Source organism: Chryseobacterium sp. PCH239 (genome assembly GCF_018924625.1).
Taxonomy (GTDB): domain Bacteria; phylum Bacteroidota; class Bacteroidia; order Flavobacteriales; family Weeksellaceae; genus Chryseobacterium; species Chryseobacterium cucumeris.
The window spans coordinates 2947267-2966822 of sequence record NZ_CP073027.1 but is presented as its reverse complement, the minus strand read 5'-3'; the positions used below and the strand labels follow the sequence as shown (position 1 = coordinate 2966822).

The following is a 19556-nucleotide window of genomic DNA, read 5'->3' as shown; positions in this document are numbered from 1 at the left end:
CACCAAAACACCTTAAAAAAATTATACAATGAAAAAAAAATCCATCTTTACCGCACTGATTGCCATGATGCTTCAGTCTGGTTCTCTGATTAACGCACAACAGCTTAATCCTACCGGAATATGCTATGTGGAAGTGAATAATAACAACCTCCTGAATGCGGGAGCGTATAAACTGCAGACATCGAACAGCTACCTGTTTAATGTGGTGAATATTTTTGCGGCCAATATTAATTATGATACCAGCCGTGGTAGAGCATATCTGTATTCCAATAATAACGTAACCAAGGTTCTTACTAATGCAGATACTTACATAAAGCCACTTCAGCAAAAGGGAATGAAAGTAGTACTGACTATTTTAGGGAATCACCAAGGGGCCGGGATCTGTAATTTTCCTACCCGTGAAGCCGCAAAAGACTTTGCTCTGCAGCTTGCCAATACAGTGAATACCTACGGTCTTGATGGAATTGATTTTGATGATGAATATTCTGAATACGGAAATAACGGAACAGGACAGCCTAATGACAGCTCTTTTGTAATGCTTGTTCAGGAGCTTAGAGCGTTATTGCCGAATAAGATTATTTCATTCTATTACTACGGCCCTGCTGCTTCAAGACTTTCCTGGAACGGAGCCAGAGTAGGAGATAATGTCAACTACAGCTGGAATGCCATGTACGGAACATTTTCTGCTCCAAATGTACCACCTCTTACCAAAGCACAAATCTCTCCTGCTGCCGTATGGATGGGAAATACTTCCAATTCTACCACCACCAGCCTGGCAACTCAAACAAAAAATGGCGGTTATGGAGTATTCATGTGGTATGATTTACATGGAACGAATGAAACATCACAGCTTTCAGCAGGAACTCAGACATTATATGGAGAACCAACTGTTTTAAGCGGTACTTTACAATCCTGGACACAAGGAACCAATTGTGATGCCCCTATCGGATTGTACACAAGCAATCTTACAGGAACAAGCGCAAAACTAAACTGGTCAGCCGTAGGAACCAATACTTATGATATTGATTATAAACCAGCTTCTTCAACAACATGGACGAATGCAGTAACAGCAACGAGCTCCACTTCCGTAACCATTTCCGGATTAACAGCCAATACTGAATATGACTGGAGAATCAGAACCAACTGCAGTGTGAAAAGCGCCTATATGTTTGCTCCAAGATTTACAAGCACTTCAGGAACAACTCCTACAGGATCCTATGCTCTGTCTTTGGATGGAAGTACTGAATCAGGAGCGGCCGGAAGTATGAATCTAAGTGGGTCTGCACTATCTTTTGAAGGATGGATAAAACCTTCATCATTCAAATCTGCGTCACCATATATTTCTTCTATCATGGGAACAGAAGTAAGCGACAGCAATTCTGCATTCTTACGATTAGGAGATGCCAGTCTGGCGAATAATAAACTCCAGTTTGTGGTAAGTATTAATAATGTACAGCAAAAACTGGCTTCTGCTACTGCTTTGAATGCCAATACCTGGTATCATGTAGCAGCTACTTACGATGGATCCAATATGAAAATTTATATCAACGGTGTTCTGGATGCCACTAAAGCACAAACAGGAAGTGTGAATTCAACTGGTGCATTCAACGTAGGATATTTATATAATACTTCCAGAAATTTCAATGGTAAAATAGATGAAGTAAGAGTTTGGAAGCGCGCATTGAGCCAAACCGAAATCAGTCAGAATATGTGTAATGTATCCGTTCCAGCAACTTCACTGGCTGCGTATTGGAAGTTTAACGAAGGAAGTGGTTCTACAGTTCAGGATACTTCAGGAAATGGTGTGACTTTAACGTTAACGGGAGTTGATTCTTCTAACTGGGGAACAGATCTGTCATGTACAACAGGAAGTTCAGCATTAGCAAGAACTGCAGGGCAAAAGGCGGTCAATGTCGGAGAGACAAGCATTAAAAATCAAATCAAATTATATCCTAATCCGGCAAGCAAATCTTCATTACTGACAGTTTCTGTTCCTGATGAATACAGCAAAGGAAAATTGACAATTTATGATTTTAACGGAAGAATCGTAGACACAAAATCACTGAACTCAGGAGATAATCAATATGAATTGAGCAGAATTCCGGCAGGAAACTACATTGTTCAGTTTGAATCTCATGATGGAAGCCTGAAACAATCCGAAAAACTAATTGTAAAATAATAACCCCCGTCATTGGGCTTAGGCCCAATGATTTTTTCTACTACAAAATTGATATACTATGAGAAAAAAATCCTTTTTTATTCCCTTAATGGCCTTGATGCTTCAATCAGCTCCGGCACTCAAGGCACAGCAGCTTAATCCTTTGGGAGTCTGTTATGTGGAAGTGAACAACAACAATATGCTGAATGCAGGCTCGTATACTCTGCAGAATACCAACAGACAGCTTTTTGATGTGGCCATTATTTTTGCAGCCAATATCAACTATGATGTTTCTAAAAACCGTGCTTACATTTCAAACAATAACAACGTTACCAAAGTTCTTAATGATGTCAATACCTACGTAAAACCTTTACAGCAAAAAGGAATAAAAGTATTACTGGATCTTTTAGGAAATCACCAGGGAGCTGGAATTTCCAATTTCCCTAACCGTGAAGCGGCTAAAGATTTCGCCTTGCAGGTTGCTCATACCGTTTACACCTACGGTCTGGATGGAGTAGACCTTGATGATGAATATGCAGGATACGGAAATAACGGAACAGGACAGCCTAATAACAGTTCTTTTGTTATGTTATTACAGGAGCTTAAAGCTGCAATGCCGGATAAACTGATTACATTCTACTACTACGGTCCGGCTACAACCAGACAAACGTATAATGGAGATTTAGCAGGAAATTATATCAATTACACCTGGAACGCTATGTACAGTACGTACAATGCGCCTGTTGTTCCACCTCTTGATAAATCTAAAATCTCTGCAGCGGCAACCTGGATACAGAACTCGAATCCAAGTTCAACTTCTGCCACTACACTGGCAAGCTTAGCGAACAGTACAAAGAATGATCAATACGGCGTGTTTATGTGGTACGATCTGCCGGGAACCAATGTAGCCAGCTACCTGAGTACAGGATCCAATATTCTTTATAATGAAAATACACTCTTAAGCGGTCAGTTGTATTCATGGTCACAGGGACAGGCTTGTGATCCGCCATTGGGACTTGATGTTTCCAACGTGACAGGAACTTCAGCTCAACTGAACTGGACTTCCAATGCTTCTCAGTCTTACAATATTGATTATAAACCAGCTAATTCAACAGTATGGACGAACGTTGCCAGCAATTATTCAGGAAATAATATTGTCATCAGCAACCTTACCCTGAATACCAATTACGATTGGAGAATCCAGTCTAACTGCTCACCGACATTAACAAGTACTTATATTTTTGCACCAAGGTTTAACTCCGGAAGTGGCTGCACTACGCCATCAGGATTGACTTCCGGAAGTTTCCTTGGTAATACTACCCAACTTTCATGGGATGCAGGCAACGCCACTTCATATACACTGCAATATAAAACGGCTTCAGCAACAACGTGGTCTGAAATTCCAAATATTACCACCAATTCTTACTCATTACAAAACCTGACACCTAATACAAGTTATGTATGGAAAGTACAGGCTTCATGTGCCGGAGGAACTACAAGTACTTATTCAGGAGAAGGATCATTCAACAGTGGTTTCGCTCCGGTTACAAGTCCGGGTGCAAGATCTCTTGCTTTCAACGGAAGCACGCATTATCTTAACGCAGGACAATTTAACCTGAGTGGAAACGCGGTGACCTTTGAAGGTTGGGTAAAAGTAAACTCATTTAAATCTGCTTTCCCTTACATCTCATCGGTAATGGGCGTTGAAGTAGGAGATAATAACTCGGCGATGCTTCGTTTCGGAGACGGAAACCTTGCGAATAATAAGCTGCAGTTTATATTAAGTTTTGGTTCGTCACAGGTGAAATTGAATACGAATACTTCATTCAACACCAATACATGGTATCATATAGCAGCTACTTATGATGGAACAGCCATGAAAATTTATGTCAATGGTAATCTTGATGCTACTTTTGCAGTAACGGGTAACTTTACGGCAAACGGAATTCTTTATCTGGGAAGAAACTATGACAATTCCCGTACACTCAACGGCTTTCTTGATGAATTCAGAGTTTGGAAAAAGGCATTAACACCACAGGAAATTTTAAGTAACAGCTGTAATGTTCCTGCCAATTCTACAGGTCTTGAAGCGAACTGGAAAATGGATGAAGGAAGTGGAATGGGAGCTTTGGATGCTACGGCCAACACTCATTTTGCAACCCTGATCAATATGACAGATGCCAACTGGAGAACAGATGTTGCCTGTGCTTCTAATCTTGCAGTGAAAGATGTTGAATCTGTGAAAGACAACAGCGCAGTCTATCCGAACCCTGTGAAACGAGGAAATGATCTTCAGTTTGCTATCAGTGACAACTCTGCAAGTGAAGTGGCATTGTATGATGCTTCAGGAAAATTGATCAAAAAACAGAATATTAATCAAAATAATAACGCAGTCAATACGCAGGATTTAATCAGTGGTACTTATATTTACAAGATTACATCTGCGAACAGTAAAGTAATATCAACCGGTAAAATTATTGTGAAGTAAAATTCAGATAATGAAATAGTTATCGGAACTAATAAAATAGCGTCTGAAATACAAAGCAGACAGACAGAAGTGTACTTCTGTTTGTCTGTTTTTTCAGTCACAGGAAGGACCTTGAATTTAAAATAAAAAATAATGCAGAATATAGTAGGAATTGATATCGGAGGGTCGCACATTACGCTGGCTCAGGTAGATGCTGGAAAACGTGAAATCATTTCAGCAACCTATGTAAGAGAACATGTAGATGCTTTCGAAAACAAAGAAGTTATTTTCAAAGCTTGGATTTCAGCCATTAATAAGGTGGCTCATGATCTGGTAAAAGAAGATCTTTTAATCGGTATCGCAATGCCGGGACCTTTCGATTATGAAAATGGAATATCTCTTATGCGGCAGGGAAAATTTATAGATATCTATCAGGTCAATATTAAAGAAGAACTGGCAAAAAGGCTGGCCATTTCTCAGAAGCAGATTCATTTTGTAAATGATGCGGCTGCGTTTATGGAAGGAGAAGTATTCGGAGGATGTGCCCAAGGTTTCAGCAGTGCTTTTGGAGTGACTCTTGGAACAGGATTGGGAACTACTTTCTTCAATGGAAAATTTGCTGCCGATGAAGATTTATGGGATGCTCCCTTCAGAGATTCCATCAGTGAAGACTATCTGGCGACACGCTGGTTTGTGAATCATTATAAAGAACTGACCGGAGAAGAAATCTCAGGAACGAAAGATCTTCTGGATAAACCTACAGAGATACAGACTCAAATGTTTAACGATTATGCAGACTCCTTTTCTGAGTTTATTGTCAGATATGTAGATCATTACAAACCGGAGGTTTTAGTTATAGGAGGAAATATTGCCAAGGCTTATCCTCATTTTGAGCAAAGATTTATTCAGAACTTAACCAAGAATAATATTAACTTGCAGGTTAAAATTTCTGCTATATTTGAAGATGCGGCCATTCTTGGAGCTGCCAGCTATGCATTAAAAAAGCGTATATAAATTAACAAACGAAAAGATACAATGAAGTTTATATTTTCTACTTGCTTACTGTTATTACAGGCCTGGGCTTTAGGTCAGAATGTATCTCCCGTAGACTATGTGAATCCTTTGATGGGAACCCAATCCAAACCTTCATTATCCAATGGAAATACCTATCCGGCTGTCGGACTTCCTTGGGGAATGAATATCTGGACACCACAGACCGGTAAAATGGGCGACGGATGGGCCTATACCTACGATGCAGATAAAATAAAAGGATTTAAACAAACCCACCAGCCGTCTCCCTGGATGAACGATTATGGCGCATTTGCCATCATGCCTGGAGTTGGAAAAGTGAAGTTTAAAGAAGACGAAAGAGCAAGCTGGTTCAGCCATAAAGCTGAGGTTACCACACCTTATTTCTATAGCGCTTATCTTGCTGATATCAATGTCACAACAGAATTTACACCTACTGAAAGAGCCTCTTATTTTAAATTTGATTTTCCAAAGACAGACAGCGCTTACGTAGTGGTTGATGCTTTGAACAAAGGATCTTATATCAAAATTTTACCAAAAGAAAGAAAAATCCTCGGATATACTACAAGATATTCTACCGGGAAATACGAAAACTTTAAAAACTACTTTGTTATTCAGTTTGATAAAGATTTTGAACTCACAAAAACCTGGAAAGATGATAAACTGGTGAATGATCAGTTAGAAATTACCAGTGATCACACCGGAGCTGTGGTAGGATTTAAGCTTAAAAATAAAGAAACGGTTTACGCAAAAGTAGCTTCTTCATTCATCAGCTTTGAACAGGCAGAACTGAATCTTAAAAGAGAAATCGGAAACAGAAATTTTGAACAGGTCAAGACCGACGCTAAAAATATCTGGAATAAGACATTAGGAAAAATAGAAGTAAAAGGAGGAACAGAACAGCAGATGAGAACCTTTTATTCCTCTTTATACAGGACTTTATTCTTCCCGCAAAAGTTATATGAGATTGATGCTCAAAATAAAATAAAACATTGGAGTCCATACAATGGCAAAATTGTAGACGGAAGAATGTTTGCAGGAACCGGTTTTTGGGATACTTTCCGTGCTCTATATCCTTTCCTGAATCTGGTGTATCCAAGCATTAATGTGGAAATGCAGGAGGGACTGGCCAATGCTTACAAAGAAGGAGGTTTCTTACCAGAGTGGAGCAGTCCGGGATATTCTGATATTATGATTGGAAACAATTCCGCATCCGTAGTAGCAGATGCTTACATCAAAGGACTTCGCGGATATGACACAGAAGCGCTGTGGCAGGCTGTAAAACACGGAGCAAACAATGAAGGTCCTATAGAAGCTGTAGGCCGCGCAGGAGTAAAGTATTATAATGAACTGGGGTATGTTCCTTACGATGTAAAGATCAATGAAAATGCAGCAAGAACATTGGAGTATGCTTATGATGATTTTTCAATCTATCAATTAGGAAAAGCACTAGGTAAACCTGCTTCAGAAATTGATATTTATAAGAAAAGAGCTTACAATTACAAAAATGTATTCGACAAGGAGACGGGCCTTATGCGTGGTAAAAATAAAGATGGTAACTTCCAGAAACCTTTCAATCCTTTCAAATGGGGAGATGCTTTCACAGAAGGAAACAGCTGGCATTACACATGGTCCGTTTTCCAGGATATCGACGGTCTGGCAGAACTGATGGGTGGAAAGAAGAAGTTTGAAGCCAAATTGGATGAAGTCTTTTCTCTGCCTCCTGTTTTTGATGACAGTTATTATGGAGGCGTGATCCACGAGATCAGAGAAATGCAGATCATGAACATGGGACAGTACGCTCACGGAAACCAGCCTATTCAGCACATGATCTATCTATATAATTATGCAGGAGCACCTTACAAAACTCAATATTGGGCAAGACAGGTGATGAATAAATTGTATCATGCAACTCCGGACGGATATTGTGGTGATGAAGATAATGGACAGACTTCTGCGTGGTATATTTTCTCAGCTCTAGGTTTTTATCCGGTAACACCGGCGACAGATCAATACGTATTGGGAGCACCATTATTTAAAGAAGCCACCATTCACCTTGAAAATGGTAAGAAAATTGAAATAAAAGCTCCTGAAAACAATGCGGAAAATTTATATGTAAAATCTTTGAATGTAAACCAACAGCTTTATTCCAAAAACTGGCTAAGCCACAAGGAATTGATGAAAGGTGCCGTGTTAGACTTTAAAATGGATAGCAAACCTAATAAAGAAAGAGGTACACAGGAAAAAGATTTCCCATATTCAATGTCAAAAGAAGAATCAAATAAATAATTTTTAAATTAAAAATATAGCTGCATGAGTACAGAAAAAAAAGAAATATTCGAGAGAGTAGAGAATATGCTGCAGACACAAGGTTTTACTATTGCTGCAAAAGATGATACAAGACCATGGGGAGGATTTTTTGTGATTGATGAAACACAGGCACAAGATTTTGCCAACCAGTATTTTGACGGGATTGATGTAGACAGCCTGAGAATAGGAGGGAAGCTAAGCCCTAAAATTCTTATCGTGGCTCCGGAAGCAAGATTAAGCTGGCAGTATCACCACAGAAGAGCCGAAATCTGGCAGGTAGTAGAAGGAACTGTAGGCATCAAAAGAAGCAATACCGATGAAGAGGGAGAATTGAAAGAATATGGTCCGAAAGATCAGGTGAAACTTCAGCAGGGGGAAAGACACAGATTAATTGGTCTTGCAGGCTGGGGAATCGTTGCCGAAATCTGGCAGCATACCGATGCTTCCAATCCTTCAGATGAAGATGATATCGTAAGAGTACAGGATGACTTTGGAAGATAAATAAAAAGAATCCGCTTCATTGAAGCGGATTTTTTATTGAAAGGAAGCCTGAGGCTGTAAGAGGGGAGTTACTGGAGGTTTTTAAAGCTGTTGGATTTACTTCGTTATTACCGGTGAATTTTACTAGCAGTACTCCAGCTTCATTCCTCCAACTTCCTGCTTTTAAAACGTCACATCCAGTCCCAAATAGAAGTTGGCCTTCATAATCGGAGCATATACCATTCCTCCGTCAAAATAGCTTCCGAAAGGATTTTTAAAATCTACAATCGCATTTTTCTGATAATAAGAAGTCAGGTTTTCTCCTCCTACATAAGCTCTGATCTTTTTATTGAAATTTCTTGAGATCTGAGCATTAAGAACTGCATATGATTCCGAATAAGTTGGGAGCTGAAATTCTGCCGGATTCGTTGAAGTATCAGGAAGTCTTTGCTTTCCGACCCAGTTTAAAGTCGTATCAAAACTCCAGAATCCTCCTTTATCACTTTTATTGGTCGAATAGGCCAGATTCACGAATCCTCTGTGCTTTGCCATAAATGGAACTTCTCTTCTTCCACCGATATAATCAGCCTGCACATCATAATATTTATATGCCAATCTTACTTCAAGATTTTTTACAGGCATGAAATCCCATTGAGTCTGGAATGAATTGGCAAAAGATTTACCATCCAGATTATAGAATGTCAGCTGTTGAGGAGATCTGTCCAGATCTACCAATACCTGATCCTGGAAATCTGTTCTGAAGAAGTCAGCAATAATGCTTGATTTTCTTCCGAATAACTTAAATTCCTGTTGTAAACTGGCTCCATAATTCCATGCGATTTCAGGTCTTAATCCATAAATATTTCCTCCATTAGGTAGAATATTAATCGCTCTGTTTGATGCAAAATACTGCTGGCTTTCCGCAAATACATTTGCTGTTCTGAAACCTCTTCCCGCAGAAAGTCTTAAAATTGTCTGAGGTGTGAAGTCATATTTAAAGTTCAATCTTGGCGTAAACTGTGTTCCTGCCAGGTTGTGGAAATCAACTCTTGAACCTGCTACTAAAGTATATTTTAAACCAGTTAAAGTATATTCAGCAAAAATGCCCGGTACAATTTCATTTCTTCTCATATCATCCAGCAAATACGTTTCTTTATAACCATCATATAAGAAACTTGCACCAGCCTTGTACTTGTGGTTGGTATTTCCGATGATGCTTTCAAAAATTAAATTGGAATAGTATGTATGCTGCTGTCCCGCATAATTTCTCAGTCCAAAAAAGCTGTCCTGCTGATGGTAAACATACTGGTTCATCCATCCGATACTCTGGTAAGGTTTTCCTTTAAAAACATACCCAGTTTTATTCCAGACCTGGAATCTTGAAATATCGATTCCAACCCCATAAAAAGGCTGTTTGTCCTGACCCAGTTTTTTATCAAAACCAATCTGTCCTGCCGTTCTTTCATCTCTGATAAAATTAATTCCAAAATGAGACCCGAACCCCGACTTTTCAAGATCGTTATAGTTCAGCAAATATGCTGCATTAATCTGTGTTCCTTTCGGTCTATCCAGAAAACCATCATGGTTCATATCCGTATTTCCAAACGTTCCGTTTCCGTGAAGAAGGAAAGTTTGCGACCATTTATCATTGATAGGAGAAACATTGGTGATATTGATTTCCGCTCTTCCATTAAAGTCAGAAAAAAGGTTCAGTGACGTTTCAGGCGTCTTGGCATTCTTTAAAAGTTCAGTATTGATTTGACCCGTGATACTTTCGTAGCCGTTGGTTACCGTACTTCCTCCTTTGGTAAGCTGAATACTTTCGATCCATCTTCCCGGGATAAAATTTAATCCATAAGCAGAAGCCAATCCTCTGATTTCAGGGAGTTGTTCCTTCGTTAAGCTGGTATATTTCTGATCCAGTCCAAGCATTTTCAGCTGTTTTGTTCCCGTAACTGCATTGCTGAAAGAAACATCTACCGTTGCATTGGTTTCGAAACTTTCAGATAAATTACAACAAGCAGCCTTTAAAAGTTCTTTTTTATCAATATTAAAAACAAGTCCGGCTTCTTTTTTACTTAAAGCTGTTGCTGCCTTGGAACCCGTTACAACAACTCCATCAATACTTTTTTCATGTTGAGAATGATCCTCTTTAGCTGATGAAGCCTCATTGTCTTTATGATCTTCATGCTTTGTTGCTTCTTCGTAATGAACCTTTGGATTAGGCTGCCCAAAAGTAAACTCTCTGTCATACAGGCAGCATCCCGGAAGTCCGTTGTAAACAGCATCAGAAGCTTTGTATTTTTCATTATCATGACCTGCATCAGCAATAGCCTTTAAAATCTTTTCTGATGAGGTTTTTGAAGGATCAAAATTCAAAGTAACCATTTGTTTCTCCGCATTCCATTCCGCACTATTGGCTCCGGCATCTTTTGATGCTTTTTCAATTCTGGCTTTACAAGAAGCACAGTTTCCTCTTACATAGAATTCATTCTCTTTTTTAGTGGAAATAGTAGCCTCTGCATGATGCTCATGATTGGTTTCTGCCTGTGAAGGCTTTGCATCTCTGTCGTAATGACAACATCCCGGAAGTCCTTCATAGGTTGTGTCAGGAGCTTTGAATTTTTCGTTATCATGACCTGCTTCTGCTACTTTTTTCAGAATATCATCGGCGGATGCTTTGTCTGTTTCAAAGGTTAAGGTTTGAAGATCAATAGAGTATACTGCTGTTTTTGCGCCAGCTTTTTTAGCGGCACTTTCAATTCTTGTTTTGCACATTTCACAGTTCCCTTTTACCTTGAACTGATTTTTTGAAAGTGTTTGAGCAGCTATAAATTGTGTAAATAGGAATAATCCACCAAGTATCAACCTGGAAATATATAATTTCATTTTGTTTAAAAGTTTAAATTAATTAAAAAACAGTTCACTATAAGACATAATGAACCCTGGATATTTTAATTAACCTATCTTGGGCGGTTGCCAGATTTCCTTTAAACGGTCTGAAAGATAAGGATCAGCATACTGAAACTGAGGATTCTTATTCGATTTATAATAAGACAGTTCCAGACGTAGATTTTTTGAAAAAGGGGTTTCAATAAAAGTATAGCAGGCAATGCATGATGAGCAGCAGTCATCTTTACATGATTTTGTTTTATCATGGTTGCTGTCTTTTTTTGAAGAATGATTTTTACAGCAATCCATTTTTTTTGAAGACTCTGCTTTACAGCATGTTTCCTGTGCCTCTTGCGCATAGAAATTATCCTTGGGAATCAGAAAGACTCCCAGGCAAAACACTATGGTAAGTATGTGAAACAGCTTCATCTCTGCAAAAATACAAAATTTATGGCAAAGGATCACCAACTTTTAGAGAACAGCTGTGAAAAGACTTCCTGTGGGAGTGAGCTTAATTGCAAATATATAATGTTTGATTAAACTCATCTTTATTTATTGTCCTTTGAAAATTTTTTTATGATAGAAAGTCTTGAGCGGATATGTTGTTCTGCCTCTATTTGAAGCATTCTTCCTTCTGTTGTAGCGTGATCATTATGAGGGTGTAGACGGTAGCAATACAGAATATTCGGAATAAAGGCACATTTCTTATATCCGGCAATTTCCATCAATGGAAACATAAGAGCCATATCGTATGTTGAGAGATAGAAGTTTCCATCATTGTTTCTAAAACTATCACATGTGGGATCTTTTTGCAGAAAGTTTTTGAATAAGCTATATTTAAAGGTTTTAAGGTGTGTTGCTTTCCATGAAGATTTTCTTAATTTACTAAACTCTTCCTGAGTATAAGAAGAAATACCCGAAATATTTCCATATGAATCAATAAACTGTCCGTATGTAAGTAAAGAGTTGTAATGATTATATGTATAATTTACAATCTGTAAAGAATATTCTCCAAATAGTTGATCATCACCATCTACTATAGCAATAATATCGTTCTTATGGGCAGAAAGCTTTATTAGCCATTTGTGCAGATTAGCCAAAGCCCCAATCCTTTTTTCATTCTTTAAATAGTGAAAATTTGACACGTTTTTTGTGAATTCTTCAATTTGTTCATACGAATTATCGTCAGAAGCATCATCTAATAAATAAACTTCATAATTAGCATATTTTTGTATCAGAATAGAATTTACACAATCTACGATATAATCCCCTGGATTTCTGTAAGGAATAAGGATAATAATTTTATGTTGAACCAATATATCATGCATAGTTTCTTAATTTTTTAAACGTGAGGAATTTGTTCAGAAGATGTAAGCTGTAGGAAGTTATAATTTGTTAAAGTAAATAAGAGTTCATTATCACTCAGATTTTCTGGTTTTTGATAAGTATTCTTTATAAGATTTAATATAAAGTGATTGGTATTATCAGGGTGATTTAGCAAAATCATTTCTATAATTATATTCTCAGCTAGAGTATAGCCTCCTTGTTTAGTAATCAATAAGAGGATGTAGAGTTCTTCATAAGGAATTGTTTTTTTATTATATTTCTCTTTAATGAAGGAGATTAAATATACCAGGTATTTTATAAGAATATTATTCCATTGGTGTTGCTTTATATGTTGTAAACAAAAACTAAATTTTAGGAGAATTCTACAACAATTTGTAAGTTCCTGTAAGGTAAGTTTTTTCTTATTCAAACATTTTTCCAGGTATACTTTAAAAAGATCAAAAATCAGATTAATACATTCATAATGTATTAATTTCCGATACAAAATCTCTTGAGGGTTTTTATTGAGATGTCGGATTGTAAAATAGTCGACAAGGCCTAGTAAGGTATGTATATCTTCTTTTTGATTGGAAATAGTATAAATAGTATACTTGTATACCTGGTCATCAACATCTTCAAGTATCTCATCACTATTAATAGTGATATAATGACAATAATGTAAATAGGCAATCAGCCATCCAAAGCCTGTAATACCCTCTTCAAAACCATAATTATCCGTCTCTGATATAACTTTTTCAGCAATAATAGTAAGAATTTCTTCACCCTCTGTAAATCGGGACATTTCATTACTTAGAAATATCCTTAAGGCCTTTATTGATAATCCATTATTTGTGAATCCTGAATTCATACAAGTGAAAATATAGGGTCATTTAATTGGAAAACCTGATCAGCAGTGAGATCACCAGCAGGTTGAGCTTTATAAATAATGGAAAGCTGATTGGATATAGAAAATTTTCCTGCATTCTGAACCAGTAATTCACTATCTAAAACTTTAGTAAAAACGGTACTAAAAAGCTGATCCACTTGATAGTAATGGGAAAACTGATAAATAGAGTATGAAGTATTTATTATTTTCATAACACTATGAATAGGTATAAGTATGTGATCCGGAACTCTAATCACTCTCTTTTTATGATCATAAGTAGAAATACCTTTAATAATCTCTGTATCAAAATATTTGAGTAAATATTTTTTGATTATATCTGGAAATGCTTTTAATTGATGGGTATTATTCTCAATGATAAATACCCAATCGATTAGTTTAATTCTTTCATAGTCTAAATCTGATTTTATATTTTGTATGTGCTGCACAATGGGATAACTGCAATTATTACTGGGAATTGTGGTTAAATGATCATCATACCATGGAGCATGATGGAAATAATCTCTTTTATAAAAATATTGATCTTTTTCAGTTTGGCTACCTGAATAATGTAATATAGCTTTCTTCTGATATAATTCAATTGGATCTGTAGGCCAACAAAAATCAAGTTCTGAATGTATTTTGACCTCCTTCTCTAAAACCCATAAATTCCATAATACTGCCCACATATCAGTACACCAGGATTGTATTTTCTTTGGAGTATAATAAGGATCATTTAAAACCTTTTGTTGTTCGGTATTGTTAAAGTCTTCCAACAAAGAGAAGATAGCTTCAGAATCGGAATATACTTTGTTCCAAAACTTTGAGGGAATCTTTTTTAGGATGTATTGAGCTCCTCCTGCATTAATATCATTTTTTAGAACAACCTCTTTAGAAATTCCTACTATGGCACACATTTTTTCTAGAATTGCTATAGTAGAGAAATTAATAATATAATGGGAGTCCAGATAAGATCTTGTGTCAGAAACGTAGTTGATCTGGTTTGCTGCTACAGAATCAATAAGAGGAATTCTACCAAAAAGAATATCCGAATCATGGTAAAAAATAACTTGGTCATTTAAGTAAGGAAAGGCTTTCCAATGTTTGGAAAGTAAATGGGGACGTATTGAAGAAGTATATTTTTGCTCAGAGCGGGTATCCGGATAGATGAAAAAATGAGCCTGATCATGATATTTTTCTATGAATTGCTGAAATTCTTTCTTAAGTCCAACAATAGGGTGATAGCCAATAATAAGATGAATATTATTATTAGCTACTCCCAGCTCATTAAGGTTTCTTATTAAAAGTTCTAGTTGCCAGATAAAATAGATGTCATCAGGTTGGGCAGAGAGAAAAATCATGTTTTCTTTTACTTAAAATATGTTCTTATTTAACTTTTCCCTGTCTAGCTAATTCCATCAATTCTGTTTCTGAAGATAATCCGGTAGATGATTTTAAAACTTTTAGATCATTATCAATTAAAACTGTATAAGGAACTGCACTATTAAATCTAAGCAATATTTCCAGATCATCATAAGCCATTTCCCCCTTTTTTACGACGAACTGTTTCCATGGCATTTGTTCTTTTTCCAGAGCCTCTTTCCATAGTGTCTTATCAGCATCTATAGATATGGAGATAAATTCTGTATCTTTGTCTTTTGTCTGATACACTTTTTTGAGCAATGGGATCTCTTTCCTGCATGGCCCACACCAGCTAGCCCAGAATACGATAAGATGTTTATTGTATTTCATATCAAGTATATCGGCTTTATGAGCCTGTGGGTTTTCTAGTAAAGGAATAGAAAGCTTTTTTCTGTTTTTCCCTCTTTTGTCATTATAGTTGAGTAATTCTTCATAGGGTTCAGTTCTTTTCACTTCATCATCAAATAATAGGAGGAACTCCTCAAGCTGGGCAGGTGTACATCTGTTTCTATTCTCATTTAGTTTATTTAACAAGTAATACGAATAAGGGTACTTTTTGATTTGTTTTTTTATTTTATCAGGATCGATTTTATTAAATAAATCCAAGCTTGTGCTGTAGAAAGCTTTGGTCTGTCTGCCTACTTTTTTTAGTGGCATATCCGTTAACTTTATATTTTCATTGACAACAAAACCTTTTGGAAGGTCATAATATTTTATTTCACCTGACATAATAATCAGTGAATCTTTTATAAACCTACTGACATAGGAACCAGAGCCTCTGTATTTTATATAGGTAAGGTAGGAAAAGTAGCGTGTTATTTTTTTTTGGTCTTTATGATAAACCCCTAAATATCCCAATTGATTTTCATCAAACAGGTGACTAATCTCAAACTTTCCTTTTTTAGTTTGTGCACTGTCAATAATATGGTCTTCCGTGTCCTGAAACAAATATATTGTTCCGTCAGGAAGATTGGGGAGATCCCCAATAATCCTGATAGAATCTTTTTTTGAACAGGAAAGAAAAAATAATGCTATGCAGCACAGGCATAAGAATGTTATTCCTTTGTTCATTATTTCTCAGTTTGTACATCTACTTACACCATCATTAGATGTGATATATGGATTATAGCTCAGTTCAGGTGTGGAACAATGGCAACTTCCCTGTGGATAACCTGTTCCTCCGTTGGTGTTCCCGGCTTTGTAAACACAGCTGCCAGAATACTCTCGCCACATGCCGCTGCTTTCTTGTACTGCAACAGTACATGGACCTTGTTTGCATGCCCTGCTTGAAGAGGGTGAGTATCCTCCCAAAACATTTTTCAATTGTTCTTTGGTAAGCAATTCTGTTGCATTGTGGTCTAAATGCTTTAAAGAAATTTTTTTCATAATAAAAATTGTTTTTTTATATTGGCAGCTGTTTGAGCCAAGCTGCCTTAGGCTACTAAACCGGTTCTAAGCTGGCTTAGGTTTATATAATTTTTTTTAGTAAATAAAAATATCTTTTAGTTCGCTGACGGAGTAGCTATCCATCATTTCATATCCATTAATGAAGAAAGTAGGGGTTGCCTGTATTTTCATTTCATCGCACCATATTTTCATATCGTTTAGTTTATGCCCTTGCCTGGAAAGTCCCTCATTCAAAGGATATTTATTGGCAAATGTTTCGTAATCCGTGCCGATCTCTTTGGAAATATACCAATCATCCAAAATATGCTGTATTTCCTGTGGGGATTTGAATTCGGCTAATGCCATAAAATGTCTTACCGGTTTGGCCTTTATATCTTGCTCACTATCATCTGCAGAGAAGATGATGCGGAGCTTCACCTGCCTGTTCTTTTTTACAATATCCTCCAAAATAGGATGTGCCTTTGCACAGGGCTGACAATAAGGATTGCATACTTTTATAATTTCGTTTTCAGCCTCAGGGTTTCCCAAAACAATGCCTATATCATCAGGGTAATTCTGAATCTTAGGTTGTTGAGCCAGTAATCCGAAAAAAACATTGGGGTTTGTTTTCATATGTTTCCATCTTATTTCATACAGACGTCCAAGCTTTGCTTTTTTGACAAAAGGAAAAATATAAATGATGCCCATCGTAACTAAAGCAAAAAGTAATACAACAGGAATTGCATATTCTAGATCAACTACTGTAAGCCAATTCTTGTCTTTGTTGAAATAAAATAATACGGCTATTGCCTGCGCCAATAGTACGCCTTGTACCCCAAGGCATAATATACACCATTCTTTAACAATTTTATATTGGTAATATAGAGAATAGATAATATAGCAAGTTGCGAACAAAGACAAAATTCCCAGTACCTGTAATATGAGAGGATTATTAAAACCTAGTATCAGGATAGTTAATAAACCGCTTGTAAAATAAGACAACCCTATAATAGACCATTCTATCCCATAAAAGTTAGCGCCTTTGGCCTGAAGTACGGCATTGCAATTAATTTTTTTTCCTCCGGAACAAACTTCTTTCAGAAAAGGATTTTGGTTGTCCACCTCGTACCAGGTAAGTAAAAAAGAAAGGATTATACCTGATGCATACAAAACAAGCATTAGCAGTTCATAAACAGGAATCTGTGGCCAACTGTTTTTTAAAAAAAATCCAATCGCTAACAGTACTGTAAAAAATAAAAAAATTCAGGAATATTTTTTACAAGATATTCTTTTCGCTCTTCTTTTCTCTTATTTATATAGTCTTTTTCACCATTAATGTCTTGTTTTTCAATAAGTAGAATGATGTTTTTATCCCACTGTTGAAATGCTTCTGTTTTTTCGGTTTTCCAGTTCAGATTCACTGGATCATAAAATTCGATAAGATTGTTCTGTGCATTCCGGATAATTGTAAAATAACGGTTTCCCCATTCAGGTTTCTGGATAGAGGCAATATAAGGTGTTTCAAAATCTGCAAAGGAGTTTTCATTTCGATACAGTGCTGCACTTTCAACCCCATATTCTTTTAGTACATCCTTTATTGTGAGTAGGCTGGGAAAATAGATATGCTGATCAACGGATTTTTTTAAAGACTTAGAAGTTACTTTAATCTGTAATAACTGTAATAAAATATTGCAGACTGTATACAGATTTTCTTCACTTTGTCTTAATTTAGTGATAAATCTCATCATCATTTGTTTTTTGTAAATGTAAAAAAATATTTAATATTTCCAAGTAATGTGATATAAGATATTGAAAATTATGAAACTTTGTGTTTATTTATTCTAGTTGTTGATATACAATGATTTATGGATTCGTTATTTTATTGTTTTTGGTTAAAAATTTTTATGCTTTCAAACCGGTCCAAAAACTCTTTAATACAATTGCAGTATTTTTTTTTTAGATTCATTTATCAATGATGAAGGGTACAGGCAATTTGACCAGACGAGAAATCTACATCCGATTTCGGATAGGAAGAATGTTATAGTTTATACATTCTCTAAAGATGAGCCAGATACCTCTGAACAGGGACTTTTGTACAGATTTTACGGATGGCTTTGAGTAATGTTTTGCATAGTCTCTACGATTTTTATTTCTGAATTCAGGATATTCTCCAAATCCTCTTTCATCTCTTCAGAATGCCCCACGTCTGTAATTCTGCAAAGTTGAGTTTGTTTAGAAATAGTGTCCCTTAAAACTACCAGACAATTAAATCCGCACTTCTACAATTCCAACAACGATTCTTTTTTTTGAATTTTTCAGTCATAAAAAAGTTTATTGAAACCAAAGTTCAATAAACTTTATATAACATCATTAATGATTGGCTCTGCAAAGAATTTTACAACTAATTTTTGACTATTGAGCCTGATATTTCATAGTTTGCTTTTATCTTTTATTGCCGAAGGGGGTTGTGAAAGCAAAAATTTATGGCAAAGGATCACCAACTTTTAGAGAACAGCTGTGCCAAGGTTCTCCGTGTGCCGGATTCAGTTTTGGTTTTTCACCCATCGCCAGATTCTGTGCAGCAGGTGCAGGAGCCGGACTTGGAGAAGGCTGAACTACATTTTGTGCTGGCTGTGGTGTGGGTGCGGGCTTACTGTTTAATGGCTGGCCTACCGGAATATCACATCGGTGTCCAGGCTGCCCGTGGGGAGGATTCATTCCTGGAGCGGTTTTTACCTGTTTTCCATTGTTATCAAGGGAAATTTTCCCTGGTGAGAGAGCATTCGGATCAATCTGGATGGTATTGCCTCCGTTCACGTTTACATTTTGCGTAGCTGGAGTAGCTGCAGCAGGTTGACCATTTAAAGGTTGTCCTACCGGAATATCGCATCGGTGTCCAGGTTGTCCGTGTGGAGGATTCATTCCCGGAACGGTAGCCATAGGAGCAGGAGCAACGTTAGACTGGATGCCTGCCTGTTCCATCAGAGCGGTTTTTGAGGTTGTATTTAGGGCTACGTTGGGCTGGCCAGCGTTGGCTTCTTCTTTTAAGTAAGTAGCTCTCTCATCCTTTTTACAGGATGCAGCTAAGATTGATACGGCGATCAAACCTATAAATGTATTCTTCATATCCATGGGTATGAAACAAAATTAGCAAAACATTTTCAATTGTTTTGCTAATTTTATACTTATAATTTGATTTTTGG

At 36.8% G+C, this 19556-nt stretch carries 15 protein-coding genes; 5 read left to right on the top strand and 10 right to left on the bottom strand.

Annotation, left to right across the window (positions count from 1 at the left end):
- The first annotated feature begins 28 nt into the window (after window positions 1–28).
- The 5 genes from KBP46_RS13745 to KBP46_RS13725 all read left to right on the top strand — a co-directional run bounded on the left by KBP46_RS13745 (window position 29) and on the right by KBP46_RS13725 (window position 8465).
- Window positions 29–2179, top strand: a complete 2151-nt coding sequence (locus KBP46_RS13745) for an endo-beta-N-acetylglucosaminidase H (protein WP_216443491.1) — start codon at window positions 29–31, stop codon at window positions 2177–2179.
- 58 nt (window positions 2180–2237) lie between these two features.
- Complete coding sequence (locus KBP46_RS13740) at window positions 2238–4646, top strand: endo-beta-N-acetylglucosaminidase H (RefSeq protein WP_216443490.1); 2409 nt, start codon at window positions 2238–2240, stop codon at window positions 4644–4646.
- Between the two features lie 132 nt (window positions 4647–4778).
- Window positions 4779–5639 carry an ROK family protein gene (locus KBP46_RS13735; protein ID WP_216443489.1) on the top strand — a complete coding sequence of 287 codons (861 nt, stop codon included), beginning with the start codon at window positions 4779–4781 and terminating at the stop codon, window positions 5637–5639.
- A 21-nt stretch (window positions 5640–5660) separates the two neighbouring features.
- Window positions 5661–7943: a GH92 family glycosyl hydrolase gene (locus tag KBP46_RS13730; protein WP_216443488.1), complete on the top strand. Its 2283-nt coding sequence runs from the start codon at window positions 5661–5663 to the stop codon at window positions 7941–7943.
- 24 nt (window positions 7944–7967) lie between these two features.
- Entirely contained in the window at window positions 7968–8465 is a 498-nt protein-coding gene (locus tag KBP46_RS13725; RefSeq protein ID WP_062673259.1) for a phosphoheptose isomerase, read from the top strand.
- 162 nt (window positions 8466–8627) lie between these two features.
- On the opposite strand, the gene KBP46_RS13720 is transcribed toward KBP46_RS13725, so the two are convergent.
- From KBP46_RS13720 to KBP46_RS13680, 10 genes are all read right to left on the bottom strand, one after another.
- The gene (locus KBP46_RS13720) at window positions 8628–11333 is read right to left on the bottom strand and encodes a TonB-dependent receptor (protein ID WP_216443487.1); all 2706 of its coding nucleotides are present in this window, start codon (window positions 11331–11333) and stop codon (window positions 8628–8630) included.
- A 69-nt stretch (window positions 11334–11402) separates the two neighbouring features.
- Entirely contained in the window at window positions 11403–11765 is a 363-nt protein-coding gene (locus KBP46_RS13715; protein ID WP_183037425.1) for a hypothetical protein, read from the bottom strand.
- Between the two features lie 119 nt (window positions 11766–11884).
- On the bottom strand, window positions 11885–12664 hold the full coding sequence (locus KBP46_RS13710; RefSeq protein ID WP_216443486.1) for a glycosyltransferase family 2 protein: 780 nt from the start codon (window positions 12662–12664) through the stop codon (window positions 11885–11887).
- Window positions 12665–12678: 14 nt separating this feature from the next.
- Complete coding sequence (locus KBP46_RS13705) at window positions 12679–13530, bottom strand: hypothetical protein (protein ID WP_216443485.1); 852 nt, start codon at window positions 13528–13530, stop codon at window positions 12679–12681.
- The gene (locus KBP46_RS13700) at window positions 13527–14906 is read right to left on the bottom strand and encodes a hypothetical protein (RefSeq protein ID WP_216443484.1); all 1380 of its coding nucleotides are present in this window, start codon (window positions 14904–14906) and stop codon (window positions 13527–13529) included. Before KBP46_RS13700 ends, KBP46_RS13705 begins: the two co-directional genes overlap by 4 nt.
- Window positions 14907–14931: 25 nt before the next feature.
- Complete coding sequence (locus KBP46_RS13695) at window positions 14932–16038, bottom strand: TlpA disulfide reductase family protein (protein ID WP_216443483.1); 1107 nt, start codon at window positions 16036–16038, stop codon at window positions 14932–14934.
- Window positions 16039–16097: 59 nt separating this feature from the next.
- Complete coding sequence (locus KBP46_RS24045) at window positions 16098–16223, bottom strand: hypothetical protein (protein ID WP_301285795.1); 126 nt, start codon at window positions 16221–16223, stop codon at window positions 16098–16100.
- A 226-nt stretch (window positions 16224–16449) separates the two neighbouring features.
- On the bottom strand, window positions 16450–17532 hold the full coding sequence (locus KBP46_RS13690; RefSeq protein ID WP_216443482.1) for a vitamin K epoxide reductase family protein: 1083 nt from the start codon (window positions 17530–17532) through the stop codon (window positions 16450–16452).
- A 56-nt stretch (window positions 17533–17588) separates the two neighbouring features.
- On the bottom strand, window positions 17589–18101 hold the full coding sequence (locus KBP46_RS13685) for a cysteine peptidase family C39 domain-containing protein (protein WP_216443481.1): 513 nt from the start codon (window positions 18099–18101) through the stop codon (window positions 17589–17591).
- A gap of 733 nt (window positions 18102–18834) precedes the next feature.
- Entirely contained in the window at window positions 18835–19479 is a 645-nt protein-coding gene (locus KBP46_RS13680; RefSeq protein WP_253297044.1) for a hypothetical protein, read from the bottom strand.
- Window positions 19480–19556: the final 77 nt, after the last annotated feature.